Source organism: Microbulbifer aggregans (assembly GCF_001750105.1).
Classification (GTDB): Bacteria; Pseudomonadota; Gammaproteobacteria; order Pseudomonadales; family Cellvibrionaceae; genus Microbulbifer; species Microbulbifer aggregans.
The window spans coordinates 615,815-636,021 of record NZ_CP014143.1; the positions used below are offsets into that span (position 1 = coordinate 615,815).

General features: G+C 56.3%; 13 protein-coding genes. 9 read left to right on the forward strand and 4 right to left on the reverse strand.

The genetic code is table 11. The features are described from left to right. Positions 1 to 276 precede the first annotated feature (276 nt). The 8 genes from AUP74_RS02660 to AUP74_RS02695 all read left to right on the forward strand — a co-directional run bounded on the left by AUP74_RS02660 (position 277) and on the right by AUP74_RS02695 (position 12,490). A complete protein-coding gene (locus AUP74_RS02660) occupies positions 277 to 1,542 on the forward strand; it encodes an OmpP1/FadL family transporter (protein WP_069946202.1) in 1,266 nt (421 codons plus the stop codon). Positions 1,543 to 1,879: 337 nt separating this feature from the next. Then, entirely contained in the window at positions 1,880 to 4,555 is a 2,676-nt protein-coding gene (gene pepN, locus AUP74_RS02665) for an aminopeptidase N (protein WP_069946203.1), read from the forward strand. A 251-nt stretch (positions 4,556 to 4,806) separates the two neighbouring features. Next, positions 4,807 to 7,539: an aminopeptidase N gene (gene pepN, locus AUP74_RS02670; RefSeq protein WP_158514528.1), complete on the forward strand. Its 2,733-nt coding sequence runs from the start codon at positions 4,807 to 4,809 to the stop codon at positions 7,537 to 7,539. Between the two features lie 94 nt (positions 7,540 to 7,633). Then, positions 7,634 to 8,434 (forward strand): tetratricopeptide repeat protein, encoded by an 801-nt coding sequence (locus tag AUP74_RS02675; RefSeq protein ID WP_069946204.1) that lies wholly within the window; start codon positions 7,634 to 7,636, stop codon positions 8,432 to 8,434. A gap of 83 nt (positions 8,435 to 8,517) precedes the next feature. Beyond that, positions 8,518 to 8,886 (forward strand): PH domain-containing protein, encoded by a 369-nt coding sequence (locus tag AUP74_RS02680; protein ID WP_069946205.1) that lies wholly within the window; start codon positions 8,518 to 8,520, stop codon positions 8,884 to 8,886. A 15-nt stretch (positions 8,887 to 8,901) separates the two neighbouring features. After that, positions 8,902 to 9,852 carry a phosphodiester glycosidase family protein gene (locus AUP74_RS02685; protein WP_069946206.1) on the forward strand — a complete coding sequence of 317 codons (951 nt, stop codon included), beginning with the start codon at positions 8,902 to 8,904 and terminating at the stop codon, positions 9,850 to 9,852. Positions 9,853 to 9,860: 8 nt separating this feature from the next. After that, a complete protein-coding gene (locus AUP74_RS02690) occupies positions 9,861 to 10,754 on the forward strand; it encodes an Nmad3 family putative nucleotide modification protein (protein WP_069946207.1) in 894 nt (297 codons plus the stop codon). Between the two features lie 131 nt (positions 10,755 to 10,885). Then, a complete protein-coding gene (locus AUP74_RS02695) occupies positions 10,886 to 12,490 on the forward strand; it encodes a thioredoxin domain-containing protein (RefSeq protein WP_069946208.1) in 1,605 nt (534 codons plus the stop codon). A 71-nt stretch (positions 12,491 to 12,561) separates the two neighbouring features. On the opposite strand, the gene AUP74_RS02700 is transcribed toward AUP74_RS02695, so the two are convergent. Then, positions 12,562 to 13,491 (reverse strand): SGNH/GDSL hydrolase family protein, encoded by a 930-nt coding sequence (locus AUP74_RS02700; RefSeq protein ID WP_069948667.1) that lies wholly within the window; start codon positions 13,489 to 13,491, stop codon positions 12,562 to 12,564. Positions 13,492 to 13,943: 452 nt separating this feature from the next. Next, on the reverse strand, positions 13,944 to 16,166 hold the full coding sequence (locus AUP74_RS02705) for an MltF family protein (RefSeq protein ID WP_145924293.1): 2,223 nt from the start codon (positions 16,164 to 16,166) through the stop codon (positions 13,944 to 13,946). A gap of 401 nt (positions 16,167 to 16,567) precedes the next feature. On the opposite strand from AUP74_RS02705, the gene AUP74_RS02710 reads away from it, so the two are divergent. Next, entirely contained in the window at positions 16,568 to 17,497 is a 930-nt protein-coding gene (locus AUP74_RS02710) for a transglutaminase domain-containing protein (RefSeq protein ID WP_145924294.1), read from the forward strand. 15 nt (positions 17,498 to 17,512) lie between these two features. On the opposite strand, the gene AUP74_RS02715 is transcribed toward AUP74_RS02710, so the two are convergent. Continuing rightward, a complete protein-coding gene (locus tag AUP74_RS02715) occupies positions 17,513 to 18,439 on the reverse strand; it encodes an alpha/beta fold hydrolase (RefSeq protein ID WP_069946210.1) in 927 nt (308 codons plus the stop codon). Positions 18,440 to 18,565: 126 nt separating this feature from the next. Then, positions 18,566 to 20,095: a hypothetical protein gene (locus AUP74_RS02720; RefSeq protein WP_069948669.1), complete on the reverse strand. Its 1,530-nt coding sequence runs from the start codon at positions 20,093 to 20,095 to the stop codon at positions 18,566 to 18,568. Positions 20,096 to 20,207 lie beyond the last annotated feature (112 nt).

Sequence of the window (20,207 nt, forward strand, 5' to 3'; positions counted from 1 at the left end):
CGATCAAATCGTCCCGGGTCTTCAAGTGCTCCTCACCATTGACTGATGCAACCCTCGGCCCCGCTCAAAAAATAGCCGGGATCCTGCTCCCTTGGCTCATTCGCTGAGCGGCAAAGCGGATCAAGGTCCCAATCTCAGCAGAGCCCGCCCCTCCAGACCTTCAGCTTTCGGCATAAGCATAGAAATTTTTAGTATTTCTCGGTTATAAAGCCGGGCTCTTACAATCCTCGCCCCGCAACAGACCTTTACCGAATACCGAGCCCGAAAGTAGGATCAATGAGCATCAAGTTTGCCAAGCTGTCTGCAGCAGCACTTTCCGCAGCCGCACTGTTTACCGTGTACTCCGCCGAAGCCACCAATGGTTATTTCGTTGAGGGGGTAGGCCCGAAGGCGCAGGCGATGGCTGGGGTGGGAGTGGCACTGCCACAGGATGCACTGGCCGCTGCCAACAACCCGGCCGGCACCGCACTGGTAGGCAACCGACTGGATGTGGGCTTCACCGTGTTCAGCCCCGATCGCAGCGCACGCATTCGCGGCAACCTGGCCGGTGCGGACGGCGATTACGATGGCAATGAGAAGAGCAGTTTTGTCATTCCCGAGCTCGGCTACACCCGCATGCTCTCCTCACAACTGAGCTGGGGCGTAGCGGTTTACGGCAACGGCGGCATGAACACCGGTTACCAGAGCAATCCGTTCGCCGCCTTCGGCTCCAGCGGTGAAGCCGGTGTCGACCTGAGCCAGCTGTTTATCACCCCGTCACTGGCCTACCGCCCGACCCCGGATCACGCCTTCGGTATCGCCACCACCTTCGCGGTGCAGCGTTTTGAGGCCACCGGATTACAGGCCTTCGATAACCCGTTTGTTTCTGCCAGTGCGGGCAACGTCACCGATCGCGGCTATGACACCGCCCACGGCTGGGGAGTAAAACTCGGCTGGATCGGTCGCCTGCGCGAAGACCTGAGCCTTGGCGCTACCTGGTCTTCCCGTATCGAGACCGGTGAGTTCGATCGCTACGAGGGTCTGTTCGCCGACGGCGGTGGCTTTGATATTCCGGAAAACTATGCTGTCGGCCTGAGCTGGAGCGCGACACCGCGCCTGACCGTAGCCGCAGACTGGCAGCGTATCCTGTACAGCGACACCGGCTCCGTGGGCAATTCCCTCAGCCTGCTGTTCCAGGGCAAACCGCTGGGTGCCGATGGCGGCCCGGGTTTTGGCTGGCAGGATGTTGAAGTTACCAAACTGGGTGCAGCCTTCAGGGCGACCGATGACCTCACGTTACGCGCGGGCATCAGCCACGCCGAGCAACCCATCCCGGCAGGTGAAGCGTTCATCAATATTCTCGCCCCCGGTGTGATCGAGGATCATGTCAGCATGGGCGCTGACTGGCGCACGGCTCTGGGAGAGTTCACCGTGTCCTACGCCCATGCTTTCGAGGAAACGGTGCAGGGAGACAACTCCATTCCCACTGCCTTCGGCGGCGGTGAAGCGGAGCTGACCATGAGCCAGGATATCCTCCGTTTCGGCTGGTCCCGCAACTTCTGATTCAGGGAAGGCCGCCTGTCGGCGGCCTTCGATCTCAGCCCATAGATCAGCCCTCGACAGGAAGCGAAGTACTAGGACGTGTATCTCGGGCCATCGGCAGCAGGACCTCGCTGATGGCGCTTACATGGAGGTGACAGGGATGTATCTGAGCATCTCGAGATACACGCCTTAGTGCTTTGTTCCACAACTATGCACGAGCATGCCCCTTACCTAGTCTCCTGACGCCCCCGCGCGACAGACGCCCCATAGCTTGAGACGAGCATACCCCACACAGATTCCCACCGTGATATAACCGGAGGTTTGCATAACCAAACCAAAAGTTTCCTTGGGGGGAATCATGATCAGAAGCGGAAAGTTTGCCGCGACGCTGCTGTGCAGTGCTGTACTGGCTGCCTGCGGGCAGAGCGAAGGTAATGACTCACAAACCACGCAGGCCTCTGCCGCTGCGGTTCGCGCTGAAGCGCCGGGGCTGTCCGAAAGCTATGCCAAGGTGCGCAAGCAGCAAGTGGCTGCGGTTGATTACGAGCTGTCTGTCACTCTCGATGGCGAGCTGGATCACTTCTCCGGCAAGGTGGTGGCCCACGCGACACTCGACGGCGAGCCGAAACAGCCCCTGACCATCGACTTTAGCGGCGGCACTGTGCTGACTGTCAGCGTGGATGGCGAGGAGGTGCCGTTTGACTACAACGACTACTTCATCAGCATTGCACCCGAGCACCTGAAGGCCGGCGAAAATGCCATCAGCGTCGACTACCAGCACGCCTATTCCACTGACGGCTCCGGCCTGCACCGCTTCGAGGATCCGGAAGATGGCAAGGTGTACATGTACACCGACTTCGAACCCTACGATGCCAACCGCCTGTTCCCGCACTTTGACCAGCCAAACCTCAAGGCGCGCTACACACTGAACGTGAGCGCACCCAAGGACTGGACCATCGTTACTTCCGTGCGAGAAGAAAACGTGAAAGAGGATGGCGAACTGAAGCACTGGACTTTCCCGCAGTCCGCCAAGTTCTCCTCCTATATCTTCTCCCTGCACGCCGGCCCGTACCATATCTGGGAAGATGAGGCCGACGGCATTCCCCTGCGCCTGCTGGCACGCCAGACGCTGGCGGAGTACGTGAAGCCGGATGACTGGTTTACTTTCACCAAACAATCTTTCGAGTTCTTCCAGCCGTACTTCGAGGTCGACTACCCATTCGGCAAGTACGACCAGGTGATTGTGCCCGACTTCAATGCCGGTGCGATGGAGAACGTGGGCGCTGTAACCTTCAATGAAGCCTATGTCTCCCGCGGTGAAAAGACCGAAGCCCAGCGTATGCGCCTGGCCAATGTGATTGCCCACGAAATGGCACACATGTGGTTCGGTAACCTGGTCACCATGAACTGGTGGGACGACCTGTGGCTGAACGAGAGCTTTGCCACCTACATGGCTAACCTGGCCGTGGCAGAAAACAGCGAGTTCACCAACACCTGGGAGAACTTCTACCTCGGCACCAAGCAGTGGGCCTACTGGTCCGACCAGCTGCCCACCACTCATGCGATCCAGCTGCCGGTGCACAATACCGATGAGGCCTTTGCCAACTTCGACGGCATCACTTACGGCAAGGGTGGCTCGATCCTCAAGCAGCTGCCCTACTACCTGGGCGCCGAGGAGTTCCGCAAAGGGGTGAGCAACTACCTGAAGGATCTCTCCTACAGGAACTCCACCCTGAACGACTTTATGGGTCACCTGGGCAATGCGGCCGGAAAAGATCTGGATCAGTGGCAGCAGGAGTGGCTTTACCAGGCCGGCCTGAATACTCTCGCCGCCGACTTCCAGTGTGAAAACGGCAAGATCGCCAGCCTGACCCTGACCCAGTCAGCGCCGGAAGAGTACCCGACCCTGCGTGAACAGCGCACCCAGCTCGGTTTCTACAATCTGGAAGGCGGGAGCATGGTGCTCAGCGACTCCCTGCCGGTGCTTTACAGCGGCGCTACAACCCAGGTGAGCGAAGCCAAAGGGCTCGATTGCCCTCAGATCCTGAATCCCAACGAGGGTGATTGGGCGTTTGTGAAGGTCAACCTGGATGCCACTTCGGTGGAAAACATGGCCAAGCACATCAATGATATCGAGCAGCCGTTCACTCGCCTGATGCTGTGGCAGAGCCTGTACGACAGCTTCTATGACGCCAAGCTGCCACTGGATGAGTATGTTCACTTCATCCTCGGCAACGCCGGCGCCGAACGCGATATCAATGTCATCCGGCTGGTGGCACGTCACGTCGATACCGCCTACACCTATCTGGCACAGGTCGATCTGGACGAAGAGACCCGCAAGGGACTGCAACTCGCCATCGAGACTTTCGTCTGGCAGCAGTTGCAGCAGGCCGAGGCCGGCAGCGATGCACAGAAGACCTGGTTTGGTACCTTTACCCAGGTAGCTCACACCGACGAGTCTCTTGCCAGTGCCCGCGACATGTTGCTGGGCGAGCTGAAGGTAGATGGCCTAGACATGGATCCGGACAAGCGCTGGGACCTGGTATTCCTGCAGAACGCACACCTCTATGCCGACTTTGAGCAGGCGATCGAGCGTGAGCTGGCGAAGGATAACTCCGACCGTGCGCAGCTGAACGCTATTGCCGCCGAAGCCGTGCGTCCGCTGCCGGAAGCCAAGACCAAATGGCTGCAAAACATCATCGCCCACCGCGATGATTTCAAGCTCAGCCAGCTAAAGTATGCTGCCGGCAGCCTGTTCCCAGCCTCCCAGCTGGAACTCTTTGAGCAGAACGCCGAGCAAATCATCGGTGCCATCGATGCCGTCAACGCTACCGCCAGCCCCGAATATATCGGTACCTTCACCCGCCTGTTCCCGCTGAACTGCAGTGATGAAGGCGTACAGCAGGTCACTGATATTCTGGAAGGCGACAAGGCACTGAATCCGCTGATGGAAAAATCACTGAAGAACCGCCGCGACGGCAATCAGCGCTGCCTGGCAATCTCCAAGCTGCTAGCAGAACGCAATCAGGGCTAAACCAGCTGATCCGTATTGAAATGAAAAAGGCCCCTCGGGGCCTTTTTTGTAGCTGACAGATCACCATCACCTAGTGAGTCGATAGCGCTATGGAACCGGCAAACCCCATTGCTACCAGCGCGCCGGTGAAATCGCGCTCCTCCTCGAAGCCGCAACACTGGCATGCTATAAAACCGGCTGAAAACAATAAATCGGTGGGAACTGTGCACGGGCCGGTGCCTGCTATACGTCCCCCTCAAACGGAGTTCTCCATGAAAAAGCTGTCTCACCTTCTGCCCCCGTTTGCCGTCACACTACTCTCCGCAGCGATCCTGAGTGCCTGCGGAGCCAAAGATAACGGGGAGACGGTGAATACCGGGGATCAGCCCGCGCCGGTCTCAGAGAGCATAACCAGTGCGGAACCAGAAGCCGCCAAATCCAGTGGTCGTGCTGATGCGCCAGAGCTGACGGATCAATATGCCAAATGGCGTAAACAGCAAATCGCCAACGTGGATTACTCCATCTCGGTAGCCCTGGATGATAAGAACGAGTCTTTTTCTGGCACCGTGATAGCGGATACCAAGCTAGCAAAGGCACTGGAACAACCGCTGACAATTGACTTCACCGGCGGTAGGGTGGAATCAGTGGCTGTTGATGGCAAGGAGGTACCTTTCCAGTACAACGACTACTTTATCAGCATCGCGCCGGAACACCTGAAGACCGGTGACAATCAGATCAGAATCACCTACAGCCATCCCTACTCCACCGACGGCTCTGGACTGCATCGCTTCCAGGACCCCGAAGATGGCAATGTTTATCTCTACACGCACTTTGAGCCCTACAAGGCCAACCGCTTCTTCCCCCACTTCGATCAGCCCGACCTGAAAGCGCGCTATACGGTAGATGTGAAGGCACCCGCCGACTGGCAGGTTGTCACCACCGCGCGGGAAGAGAAGATTGAGGACACCGATGACGGCTACCGCCACTGGCACTTCCCACAAACAAAGAAGTTTTCATCCTACATCTTCCCGCTCCACGCCGGCCCATACAAAGTCTGGGAAGATGATGCCGATGGTATTCCGCTGCGCCTGATGGCTCGCCAGACTCTGGCTGCCGATGTCAAACCGCAAGACTGGTTCACATTCACCCAGCAGTCCTTTGAGTTCTTCCAGGATTACTTCGATATCGAGTATCCATTTGAAAAATACGATCAGGTGATCGTGCCCGACTTCACCATTGGCGCCATGGAGAACGTGGCGGCCGTCACCTTCAATGAAGGCTACGTGTCCCGCGGTGATAAGACGCAAGCCGAGCGCCAGCGACTGGCTAATGTAATTGCCCATGAGATGGCCCACATGTGGTTCGGCGACCTGGTGACCATGGACTGGTGGAACGGCCTGTGGCTCAAAGAGAGCTTTGCGACTTACATGGCCTATCTGGCGCTGGCGGAGAACAGCGAGTTCGACGATGTTTGGGAGAATTTTTACCTACGCACCAAACAATGGGCTTACGATTCCGATGAACTCGTGACGACCCATCCCATCGAACTGCCGGTGGCCAACACCGCCGAAGCCTTCTCCAACTTCGACGGCATCACCTACGGTAAAGGGGGCTCGGTACTCAGGCAGCTGCCCTTCTACCTGGGTAAAGAGGAATTTCGCCAGGGCGTACGCAATTACCTCAAGGAACATGCCTACGGTAACGCCACACTGGCAGATTTTATGGGGAGCCTGGGTGATGCCGCCGGCAAGAACCTGAACCAGTGGACCAAAGCGTGGCTTTATCAGCCCGGCGTGAACACCATCAAGGCACAGTTCCAATGTGAGAACAACCAGATTACCGGACTGACCATTACCCAGACCGCTCCGGAGGACTTCCCAATCCTGCGTGACCAGACTATACAGCTGGGAATCTACCGGCTGGAAGAGAGTTCCATGGTGCGGGTAGAGAGCCTGCCCGTTACCTATAGCGGTGCCACCACACAAGTCAGCAATGCAGTGGGCTTACCATGCCCACAAATCCTCAATCCAAACGACGAAGACTGGGCCTATGTAAAGGTGACACTGGATGAGCAATCTGTGAATCAGCTCTCCCAGCATATCAATGCCATTGAAAGCCCGTTTACCCGGCTGATGCTGTGGCAGAACCTGTTCGACAGCGTTCTGGCTGCGAAAATGCCTCTACAGGAGTGGATCGACTTTGCACTGGCCAATGCCGAGGAAGAGCAAAATATCAATGTCATCCGGGCGATCAGTAGCCACCTGCAGGCAGCCAAGGCTTATCTGTATCGATTCGACATGCCTCAAGAAGATCGCGACGATCAACTGCAGCAGATTGAGGAGTACGTGTGGGCGCAACTGAATAGCGCCCCCGCTGGCAGTGATGAACAGAAAACCTGGTTTGATTCCTTTACCGAAGTGGCATTTAGTCAGGAGGCCTTGAACCACGCGGAAAAGTTACTTGACGGCAGTCTTTCAATCGATGGCCTGGAGATCGACCAGGACAAACGCTGGCAACTGATTGTCCTGATGAACCGCTATTTGCATGGAAACTACGCGCAACTGGCCGAGCAGGAACTCAAGCAAGATAACACTGATCGCGCGCGCAATAGTGCCATCAGCGCCAAAGCCATTCGACCGATGGCAGAAGCCAAACGCCAATGGCTGGATAACATCCTGAATAACCGTGACCAATTCAAATTGAGTCAGGTTAAGGCTGCTGCAGGCTCCCTTTTCCCCGCGGAGCAGCTGCCACTGTTCGAAGAGTTCAGCGATCAGGTATTTACCGCCATTACGGCCGTCAATTCGGAGGCCGATACCCTGTTCAACAAAGCGTTCGTTATAGCGCTACCGATCCAGTGTAATCCGGCTGCTGTCGATCGCTATGGACAGGCCTTGGCTGACAACCCCCTCCTGATGCCGACACTGGATAAAGCGCTCCGAAATCGAAAACAGCAAACCGAACGCTGTACTGCCATGAGTCAGCTGGCTACCTCAGACAACTAAGCTGAAGTTTCATACAAGGCATTTCGCTAAATGCCTTGTATGGACTACCAGCTCAGGAAATCAATTCATTAATCGTGAAGTATAAGGACATACCATGCGCTTATTATTTTCAGCACTTGTTTTAACAGCTGTCTCCTCTGCTTTTGCCGATGATCACTGCGCCTCACGAACACAGGCGATCATTAACAGGGGCGGAAGCGATACACAACTACTGAGCGCCATCAACCGGTTACCTGAACAATGTGCGGCAGATCCATTCACCCGGGTAAAAGCGGCTGAACTGTATGCAGCCACCGGTGAGCTCAACTCCGCACTCGGATTGCTATCCGCAACGGAGGATTTTGGTGAATATGCGGAGTCAGCCCGAATACTGGAGGCACGAATCTTCCTTGTGGGCGGCAAGCCGGATATCGCCAAACAGATCCTGAAACAGACCATCGTCGATCACCCGGGGAAGCCCACCGCGGCGATGCAGTATGGTGAGATCCTCCTCACTGAGGGTAGGAGCCAGGAGGCGTTTGACAGCTTTATTCATTCTCTACAGGCCGAGCCTACTGCTCGCGCCTATCGCGGCACTGCTGTCGCCGCCTATAGAATTGGCGATTGCACGCAAGCGATCACGGCACTTGATCAAGCTATGTACATGGATGAAGCGGGAACGACCAGAAGTTGGTCTGCGATGGTGACGGGAGCTCGCTGTTTCATGGAACAGGGAAAATTCCGTGCTGCAACCGGAGCACTGAAGGCAACGCTTGAAGCTGATGAAAACGCCATGAACAGGAAAGCCGTAAAAGATACGCTGATCGCACTTCGCGCAGCCATCCGGCAGGCCCAGCAGTCCGGCGACAAATCGACAGATGCAGACCAGATCACGCTGCAGGAGATAGATCTTTAGTCCGCGGACTAGCTAGAAATCCGTATTGGAAGATTCGTTCTCCACCTGACTGGCTATCAAGAATCTTATATTGGGGCAACTCCATGATCGACTTTGAAAACAAGGGCTTCTTCAAGCTCAAACAGAATGCCGGTTTCGCCGAGAAGGTGGCACCGCTGCTGCTCGATGGTGAAGAAGTCCTGGACTCCTTCAAGTCTTTCCGTGATGGCGTGGTATTTACCAGCAAGCGCATTATTGCCGTCAATGTCCAGGGGTTGACGGGCAGCAAGAAGGATTTCACTTCGCTACCCTACAAAAATATTGTCGCCTACTCTGTAGAAACCTCTGGTACCTTCGACCTCGATGCGGAATTACAAATCTACTTTTCCTCGCTGGGAAAAGTGACCTTCGAGTTTTCCGGCAGTGTGCGCATGACGGACATTTGCCACTATATCTCACGGTTTTCACTCTAAACAGGCGTGAGGCTCATGACTCATCGCAATCCGCATTGGGAAGCGATCTGGCACAGCGACCGCGCCTCCGGAAACGAGGACAGCACCTGGATTAGGGTTCTGATCGTTTTCTGCTTTCTTTGTCTCCCGTGTATTCCGCTGGAGGCGAAATCGACACCGCCGGCGCAGGCCACCTCAATGCCGCTGGTGATTCACCGCGCAGATGCAGACAGCTATTACCTCTTCATCAGGACGACGGACCCGCAATTGCGTATACGTCCGATACTGAAAAGCCGTGCAATGAATATGGACCAGTGGGCAAAGTTGCCCACAGTACTGGCGGTGATCAATGGCGGTTTCTTTACCGGCAATCAACCACTCTCATTGCTGGCAGACCAAGGCGCAATTCTGGCTCGCAATGCACCTTCCGTGACTCGCGGGGGCATCTCCTATCCAGTCATGCGCAGTGCTTTCTGGGTTGATCCTCAGGGGCAGCCGCGGATTGGCTGGCTTTACCATCACGCCGGAGAGCCCCTCCCGCGTCGCCATCTAGCGCCGCTACCTTACTCTAATGGCGCTGTCTCGCCACTGACCCCGCCCGCAGTGGAAGGCGGCATCCCGATTAGTATCGACTGGGGTGTAGGCGGCGGCCCGCGTCTGCTCAAGAATGGCCAGCCTCACCTTACGTATCATGAGGAAATCTTCTGGGGCTCCGGATTGCGACTGGATGACAACCGGCCACGCACAGCGATCTGTATCACCGGCGATGAGCGCATAGGGCTCTACGTGACCGAGTCTGCGCGACTCGATGAACTCCCCGCTAGGCTGCTGCAGCTGGGCTGCACCGATGCCATCAATCTCGATGGCGGCGGTTCCAGTGCGATCTACGCCAATGGCGAGAAGATTTTCGATCAGGGGCGAGCCGTGCCCGCTGTGCTTGCTATAGTGCACCGCTCAATCGATCGCCAGGCTGAGACCAACAGGTAGCAACGCGAATGCGCCTGATCTTGAGCCGCAAAGGTTTCGATTCCTCAGCAGGTGGCTGTCCGAGCCCGATCTTTCCCGATGGCTCTCTCTATCCGCTACCGATTCCCGATACCAAGTCGGACATCACCTATGGCGAGATCCAACGCCAGGGCGTTGATATCGGTGCGCTGGTGGAACACCTGACCCGGGGGCGATACAGCAAGCTGGACACGGCGCATCTCGACCCGGACATGTTCCCCGAAGCGCTACCGCGCTCAGACGGCTGGCGCCCCCTGCTCGGCCAGACTGGGGCCGCGCAGGGCCACCTGCGCCGCCAGAAAATTACGGTGGGAGACCTGTTTCTGTTTTTTGGCCTGTTTCGCCCGGTTGAGCAGGTACAGGGGCGGTGGCAATTTGTGAGGAAGACGCCGGCACAGCATGTATTGTGGGGCTGGATGGCCATCGGGGATATACGGCCAGTTGATGAACTGGATTCCGGGCAGTTGCCGTGGGCGCGTTACCACCCACACTTCCGAACCGGCCCCGACCGCGCCAACACCCTGTATCTTGCGGCCGATACACTAACGGCGCCACGACAAAAGAGGTCAGTTCCGGGGGCTGGTCTTTTCCCTCGTATAGCAGCTCCTCTGATACTGACCGCTCCAGACTCCACCAGCCCATCACTCTGGCAACTGCCCGATTTCTTTTACCCCGGCAGCGAGCGCACCCCTCTCAGCTACCACAACAAGGCAGAACGCTGGCGACGCGAGGAAAATGACCGACAACGCGGCTTCTGCCAGTTGCAGAGTGCAGCCCGGGGACAGGAGTTTGTCCTCGATATGAACGAGTATCCCGAGAGCCACAAGTGGATCAACGATCTCATTCGGGAGTTTGGCCAGGCGACGGTAGCCCCAGAATCCTAGCTTTTTGACATCCCCTCTGGGCGAACCGTTTTATTCTGCGCCACACTAACCTAAACACAACCGGTTTTGTAGAGACTAGAAACCCCCTGTGGTAGAACCCTGTGCATAACAATAAACAGCGGAATCTACCCATGGATCACAGGGACTCGAGGCCGGGACGCTTTAACCAGCTACTTCTGGGACTCATTTGTTCGACACTTCTCACAGCGTGCGCTTCCGACGAGCAGGATATAGGCAGGCCAGAAACAAAACGGGATCCGGTAGTCGCCCGCATCGGTGAGGATGAAATCACCCTGGCCCAGGTCGATCGGAAAATCCGACTTGAGCGACATGACCTGGCACATGCTGAATATCAACTGCGGTTTAATACGCTGAAGTCACTGGTCGATGGCAGGCTTTCATCGCTCGCTTCTGGTGAGAAAGCACCCACCGTCGACTGGCTTCTTACCTATCCAAAACCACCGAGAATTAAACTAGAAACCGGTGGTCGCCCGCTGCGAGGCAATCCCGCCGCACCTATCACAATCGCCGTTTTCTGCTCCTATCAGTCTGTACACTGTGCGGCCACCAATCTGGTATTACGCGAGTTACTGGATCGCTATGCCGGCTGGATCTCCGTGATCCCCTTTGATTTTCCGATGCACTACCATCGCCAGGGCGTCAGTGCTGCTACCGCGGTCCATTGTGCCGGTCTCCAGGGGTCACCGTGGTTGTATGCAGACGGGCTCTACACCCGGGCCAAAGCCCTCGATGAACAGGTGTATACCCGACTGGCATCACAGCTGGGGCTCGCACAGACTTCTTTTACCCAATGCCTGAGCGAAGCGAACGCAGGAGATCGAGTCAACGAGGATACGACACTGGCCCGCGCGCTGGGATTACAGAGTGTCCCGGTTATCTTTATTAACGGACTCTATATCAAAGGACCAAGAGATATTGAGCACTACGCCATGTGGATAGAGCAGGAACTCCAGCATCTCGGCCATGACTCTGCCCGTCCTCATGCCGACGCCGATCGCTGGCAATTATCCGGCAAAGTTGCAGAGACGGATTTACCCCTGCAGTTGACGGGGACCAGTGTTTCCTCACAGCCAGAGCAATCATCAGCCCTCATTCGCATCCAGGAGGCAGCGGTGGGGCGCTTTACCCCCGGAGACACATTGATGCCTGCTGTCATCCTAAAGCGCGTGCACGAGCGCTACGTGATTCTGGCAGTCAACGGTCATCTCGAACGACTCAGTCTCAAAGGAGAGGATGGTGAATACGTGCACGTCCCGAGGACGGGCACCACGCAGAGGGACGAGGAAACGCTGCGCCGTATCGAGCAACCCGAGGGAGAGTTGCGCAAACTGGTCGACCCTTCCGGCGTCTTGCCGCTGGGCCAGGCGTGGTTGGAAAAGCAGCTGCAAAACCGAGAAGCGCTGGAACAGAAATTTGTTCAGGCCGAGCATGTTGTCGATGGTCATAACCTTCTGCGGCTCGAGGGCATTGAGAGCAATGAATTCTTCACGGCGCTGGGCTTCGAGGAAGGCGACGTGGTCGTGCGAGTCAATGATAGCTGGGTACATAGCGGTCAGAATCAGCTCTGGGATGCACTGACCAGTGGCGAGGTGGTGGATGTCACCTATATGCGCAATGGCATGCCCGAACGGGTTCAATATGTAGTGCAGGAAAAAGGATATTTCGAACAGCCTGATGATAACGGCAATTCTGGCAACGAAGACAAGACTGACTAATACCGGTCCTTTACTTTATTGCTCTGTAAAGCCGAAGGGCCCCTCCCGGGGCCCTGTTCACCGCCTGACATTTACTTGTCCGGGTTACCACTCCACATCAGATCTGCAACGGTGTTCTGCCCCCGCACGCTGGGGTGGAAGCAGTCCCCACCGTCGATATCATCCTTACCGAACTGGAAGGTGCCCACATTGGACTGATCTGCGCCGGAATATTCAGCCACCACCTCAACGCCATTGACACCATTGTAAGCAGCGGCTTCCTGCTGCAGCACCTCGTTATAGAGCCGCTGCGCCGTCTCGATACCTGCGGAGCGCGCGGCAAAAGATTCACCGTTCATGGTGCCGCCATTCGTGGCGATGCGGCAGACCCCAAAGGTGGACCAGACACTCTCACAATTGACGCGCCAGTTACCGGTCTGCTTGGCAATACCCGCAGCACGCAGATCCTGAACGCGGGGCACCGATCCCAGCACGACGGTAGAGCCGGCAGGTAAACCACCCACCAGCTTATCCAGACCCGCCTGAACCGCCCCGCGCCACTCGCTCTCTGTGTAGAGTGGATCCGAACAATTGGCCGGATCGACACAATCGCGGTTACAGATATCGTTACCGCCAAGCACCACCTCTACATGATCCGCGACCACTGTTTCCGCCAGTATTCGATCCGCCTGCACGCTGAAGCTGTCTCCACCGCCGCGCATCTCGGCGCCAGAGCGGGCAGCACTCTTATTCGCGGCCACGTTCGGGTCCAGGGCTTTGTACTTGTCATGGACACTGTTAACACTGCCATCCCAACCATCAAACCAGCTGTGTTCCGGCTGATCGCCGCCCAAAAGGCAGAAGAAGCCGCCGGTAAAGAAAGTATTGCCGGTACAGTCGGCGGCGAACCCCATGGTGATGCTGTCGCCCGCAGCGGTGCCTTTCGCAGGGGCAGCCGAGGTATTGACGGATAACAGCGCAGAGGTGATAGCGAGTGAAATGAATAGACTTACTTTCTGCATGATGTTTTCTCCGATCATCATCTTTATGGATTATTTTTATTAACGCGGTGAACGGAGAAATATTAGGCCCTTAAAAGGCCCGCAATTAGAACAAATTGACTAAAAGGGCAATCAGAGATGTTATTTGAGAGAGGGCTCTCAGTCCTGTCATCAGAACCTTTTATATAAATATCCCAAGGAAAGGTTCTGCCGCCAACAGCCGACGTCTGCCGATGCAAGTACGCGGCATCCGGCGTCAACGAGACTATGGCCGCCAACGTTATTGACGGCCCTTGATGAAGTTCAGCGGGGAGGGGCGGAGAAACGACGAAAGCTCAAAAACAAGATAGTGAGCGAGGTGCTGGCGACCAAAAGACTTGTCTGACAAAGCCATTCTGCAGCTGCCATTCACTCCAGATCATGAAAAAGTCGAAGCCTTCAAGCCAACGCAATGATACTCGCTCAAGATCAATTCAAAGCGACTTGTTGCCCAGCTGTTCCTTACGGGCCACAGACAGATAACCCAGATAGCGGTCCCGTATTTCGCGCACATAATTGACTGGCTCACGTCCACGCACATATCCGAATTGTGCCTGGCGGTAATACTCCGGTTTACTCAACAAGAGCATGGCTTCTTCTACATTACCGAACCAGCGGTCCGGATCCTTACCAAGGCTCTGGGCCAGTTTTCGGGCATCGCGAACATGTCCGTGGCCTGCGTTGTAGGCCGCCAGGGTGAAGTAGATACGCTGATCAAAATCGAGCCTTCTCGGAAAACGCTGCTCGAGCCACTCCAGATAGGTAACACCAGCGCGGATATTATTTTCCGGCTCGTACAGATTACCCACGCCCAGCTCGCGTGCGGTTCGAGGTAAGACTTGCATCAAGCCGCGTGCGCCGGCAAAGGAACGAGCCTTCGGGTCGAACTGGCTCTCTTGATACATCTGCGCTACGACCATCCGCCAGTCACGATCCACCTGGGAGGTAAATTCTTTCACGATCGGATCGTAGGGAGATAATCTGCTAGCCGTGCGTAGGCGCTGCTGTAACGGCGCACGTTTTCTCTTACTCTCTTTAAAGTACTTGTTGTAGGTGACGTTGAAAAACAGGCCCCGGTACTTGGCATTCAGGAAGCCATTGAGTTTTTTCAGCAACAGCGGCTGGTCATTGCGCACCGCCCATGCAATTTTCTGCTTTCCGGGCAAGGCCCCGACTACAGCGAAATCATCGCGATAGGTGCGCTCTATGTCGACCAGATGAGAATCCGCCACCGTCATTGGGTAGTCGCCGTTGGCCACCGCTTCAATGAGATGCTCAGTGGTCGCCCCCTCCACTGGAAGCACGTTCAAGGGGCTATCCTGTTTCTGTGCCAAGGCCTGCAGGTTGTCGTAGTAACTGGTAAGCGGGTTTACCGCCACCTGAGCACCGGCAAGGAGGCTGGAGACACTCATGCCCTCTTCAGTATCAGAGAGCGGCGCGCTGGCAATGATCTGTTCTTCCACCTGCATGTAAGGCCGGGTAAAAGCGAGCCCCTGCTCCCGGCGCGCATCGGTCACGGTCAGCGACGCCGCGACCATATCCCCGAGACCGGCATTAAGCGCATCCGCCAGGTCAACATCCGGACCAGGTACCACCATACTCAGGCGCAACCCCTGCTCTTGGGCAAACTTCTTCAGCAGGTCGTAATCGAACCCCATGAGTTCGCCCTTCCACATAAAGTAGGAGGCCGGATGGTTTCGAGTCAGGACTCTCAGGGTACGACTCTTCTCGATCTCCTCCCAGTCACGCAATGGTCTCTCGCGCAACTGGTCAGCCAGCAAGTGTTCCTCAGTGAGAAACTCATTGAGGGCCTGCTCCAGGTCTGCAGCTTTCCTGCGGACCGCCCAGGCGATCGCTCGCTTGCTATTCAGGGTTTCGCTCACGGCCAGCTGAGGGTAATAGGGCAGCAGAGCCTCTGCCAGATTGCTATCCACGACCGTGGCTGGATAATCGCCTGAAACCACAGCACTGAGCAGGGTGTCGTGATCCACAGGCTCATCAAGATAGAGGATTTCGAAGCGACCACTCGCGCCACCACCTTGCCCTGCAACTTGTGACATACCTGCATCACGGATCGTTGCCAGCGAGTGAGTAAAAGCACTGCCTCGCCGGACCGCAACCAGCAGCGGTTCTCCGCTGTCCATGGTTTCCATATCAGCGCGAGTCACCAGTAACTCACGGACATACTGCAGCGGACGCGTGAATGCCACCTCTTCGGCACGGGATTCGGTGCGAGTAAAGTTGATGGCGATAACATCCCCCCGCCCGGCATTCAGTGCGGGGATCAGATCGGCGAAACTATCGACATACACCCATTGCGGTTCAAGCCCCCGGCTGCGAGCAAATTTCTCGGCCAGCTCGCGCCAGGTGGTGCTTGGCAGTCCATCTCGCGGCAGGGAGAGATCAGTGACACCGATGGGGGCCAGTAAGCGCAACACCCCTCGCTCCCCGATCGCTGAAAGGTCCCCCTTCTCCGTGTAATTTTCGAATACCGGGGGCTGCGGCTCTTCAGAGGCCACCGCTGGCGTCATATTCTGCTGCCCCATCTCCCCAGCCTGTCCCGACTGTCCGACTTTATGGTCACCCTTCCCACAGGCGCCCAGTGTCATCAGAAATGCCAGCAGCATCGTGTAAACCACAAATCTCGGTGTCGTCACAATTTCGCCTTTTATCTTTTTCGGTGCGGTACTTCTCGAGTACGTCCATTAATGCACTACGACAGAAAATGTGCAACGTCTCACAATTTTCGCGCCAACATCCGCAACCCGAATGAGACCAACAACCCTCGCTCCGAATCCCTTCAGCCACTGAGGATCAAATTCGGTAAAAACCCCGCGTGCATTCAACAAGCCAGCTGCGACAAGGGGAGGGGAATTCTCGTTGGGCCAATACGACGCGAAATTTAGGGGTAACCACCATCGATCGACCAATGCTTTCGCCTCACCGCGGCGATTCAACGCGGACGATCCACTTGTCCCTGATAACGGTGTACTGATCGCTTCACTGCAACTATTTCCTACAGAGCCGCGATCTTATTGAGGCAACCCAGGGAGGCCTCATGATGATTCGGATTCTTTTATTACTGGCGGTACTACAAGCGAGCTGTGCTTCTAACAATGCGATGGAAGCCAGTCGACAGGCCGGCATCGATCCCGACACGCTACTACAGGCTCCCAACGCACTACTTTCCATTAACGTCGAAGACGACCACGGAGCACACGAGCTGTTTTACCTGAGTGATGAAATGCGCCGCTACCTTCGTTCGATCGCGAGGGGTAATAGTCCCGTGGAGCGAATGAATGCGGTTTTACGCGACTTGAAAGAGCGCAGGTTTTATCTGGAATATGACCTGAACCAGACAACCACTGCGTCGGAGGCTTTCTCCCTCCAGCAGGGAAACTGTGTTTCACATGCTGCCATGATCGTGGCGATTGCCCGGCATCTCGGTCTTGACGCCTATATCAATCAAGGAGCGATCAATTCCAGCTCTCAGGTTTCACAATCGGACGGCGGAGTGCGGTTCAGACAGAACGTATCCCACATCAATCCTGTGGTAGTGATTGACGATCGCCCTTTTATTATCGAGCAGGGTTATCGGATATATCATGGAAAAAATCTGCACCGCTTGAGTGATCGCGAGGCGAAATCGCTTTACCTCAACAATCTGGCCATGGAAGCCATGTTGCGGGATGAGATGAAGCAGGCGTTTGTTCACATGCGCAACGCTATCCAGCTCGATGATGATTCAAGTGTCCTCTGGGGTGGACTGGGCACGATTTACCGCCGGCTGGGCGCTGTACGACTGGCCCAACAGAGCTTTATCCACGCACTCAATCTCAATCCAGCCGACAACATCGCCAAAAACAATCTCTATCTCGTGCAGCGCAGCCTGCAGGCTGAGGAAGTCTATGCCGATAGCCGGGCGTCGCAGGGCCAGCTGCCTCTGGTGCAGCTCGACGAGCTGGATATACAGGTACTGGCACAGTAGCAACCAAGCTTGATGTCACAAGCTGAGTTCGGATCTCATCGCTGCAGTGGGCTTCAAAGCCCGCCGGAACGCCAGGTAAACGTCAGCCACAGAGTCCGGTGCTTCGACCTGTGGGTAATGTCCGATGCCGGGCAACTCGGATACATCAGGCGCTGCGATCAGTTCCCGGTAACGCACCACCATATGTGCACCGGATATGGGGTCGACAGCGCCATTAATAAGTTTGAGCGGTACCCGGGTCCGCTGCAGCGCCCCGACCCATCGCGTGCGGTTCTTTCTTCGCTGAGTCATGTAACCGATCAACCGGTGCATGATCCGGTGACCATTGTTACGGCAGATCAGACCCCAGAAACCATCAATTTCCTCTTTTGAGGGGTGAGTCCCGGTGCCGAAGATTTTCTGCAGATTTTTTCCCAGCCTATCCCGGCTGGTAAATCGGGCAACCAGCGCCCCGATCGGCGACAACAAGAGCCTCTGAATAAGCGCGGGTCGGTGCGTTTCCGGAAACAGCCCACCGTTCAACAGTGCCACAGTGCCGATCCGCAGCCGGCAACGATCACCACCACTTCCTGCGCGTCGTTCATTGTCCCGGGCCAGTAATTCCTGCGCGACGGTATCGCCGTAATCGTGCGCGAGGATGTGGTATTCCTGCAGTCCCTCACTGGATAGCCAGGCCTCGATCAGGTCTGCCTGCTCGGAAATCAGGTAAGAAAAATTCTGCGGTTTGTCCGAATCGCCGAAACCGAGCATATCCAGCGTGAACAAGGCGTAGTCCCTAGCCAGTAGCGGCCAGACCTTGTTCCAGTCCCAGGAGGATGTCGGGAAGCCATGAATCAGTACGAGTGCGGGTGCGCCCTCTTGCCCGCCCTTGCGGGTGAAAATCGACCGCTCCGCATAGTTGAAGGTCTCACCAGTCGACCGCCAGGCTTCCAGCTCTATCATTGTCCTATCCCCCTATCTGCTCAAATCCCTTTCGTTCGGATATCCATTTGGACAGAGGTAATATAACGAAAAAGCCCCACACTGTTGTGTGGGGCTTTTTGTTTGCGATCCGGCAAGCTGAGGAGATTACCCCTCCTTTTGTGCCAGCGTTGTGATTTTCTTTTGTTTATCGGTACCCCGCATCTCCACCAGCATGTCCTTGATCTGCCGGTACTGGTCCTCGTCGGTGAGGTCCATCAGCAGGGGCTGGGCGACCTGGGCGAAATACTCCGCATCCTTTTTCTCGTACAGTTCCATGGCCAGCCACTGGGCAATGTGGACCTGGCGCGGGGCTCGCAGGTAGGCCTGCTCCAGCATCTCCAGGTACTTTTCCCGCGGGTAGTCGAGCATCTCCATACTCATTGCCAGACCATACCAGTGGGAAGCGGTTTCCTCGTCGTTATTCACCAGGTGCACAAACTTATCGCGGGCCTTTTTCAACTGTTCCTGATCCCGGTCTGCTCCCGGTGTATACATCTGGCGGTTCAGCACCAGCCAGGCGTCCGCTTTCTGGAACCAGAACTTGTTGCGCTCCTGCATGGGGATGGTGGAGAGCAGCTCCTCGGCAAAATCGAAGTCGCCGACCTGGATTGCCGCCTCCGCATAGCTGACCGTCAGCTCGGGACTCTCGAGGCCCTCGGCCTGGGCGTACTGCAGCAGTGCTCCCAGACCCTCCGGGTTATATCCAGACATCACCAGGAAGCGTGCAACCTCGGCAACCGCTTTACGGGAAGAGAGCTGCTGCAAACGGGGCTTCGCCTCCTCGAACTCCGTCGGCACGATGCCGCCGGCCATCTCGAAGCTGCCATCCTGGAACAGTGCGTTGTAGCGTTCTTCCACCTGCTCCAGAGTCACTGCGAAGGTCTTCTCCAGCGCCTCTACCGGGTCGTCACCGCGATTGTAGGCCTTCACGTAATCCCGGAACTGTTCCACCTTGCCACTTTCCATCAGCAGCCAATGGGTCAGCATCCAGCCACTGGCATAGACGCGTCCCTTGTCCTCATCCGGGGTATTGATCACCGTGGCCCGCAGCAACTCTTCCAGCGGCACGGGTGCGGTATAGATCAGGGTCAGGGCCCGCTCCTGCGGGATGGCGCCCAGCTCATAACGACCCGGCGAAGGGAAAGTCATGGTGGACATGAATTCAGCAAACCCTTCGCTGTACCAGTACGGGTAATGCACGGTATTGCCGTTATAGCTCAGGTAATGAGTGTACTCGTGAAAGAGAAATTCACGGGCCTTCAGCTGGCGCTTGCCGCTGCGACCATCCAGGTTCACCAGGGCATAGCTACCCTCGGCGGTGGTGTCGAACAGACCATTGGTGATTTCCGCCAATTCGGGACCAACCAGTCCGGCATAGGTGGTGCGGTCTGCCGCGGCATAAATGGTGAGCTTCTTGCCCCGATCCTCTGCGCTGAGCAGTTTCAGCGCGACGGCACGGTAACGTTCCAGATCCTGGGCGAGCGTGTTGATGGCTTCCGGGTCACCATTGGTGACGATACGGAAGTTCTCGGTATCCACCTGGTACCAGGCATCGTCAGCCAGCTCGCGCGCGCTACAGGCCGAGAGCAAAAAGGCAGAACAAATTACCAACAGTGTGAGCGTTCGAGAAACCATATTCTGACCACCGGGGTTTGTTTCTTCTTTGCCCTCCCTGGCCAGGATGAAGCCCACACATTACAGGTTTTAATTGATCAAAAAAAGAACAATTTTAGACCAAAACCGACTA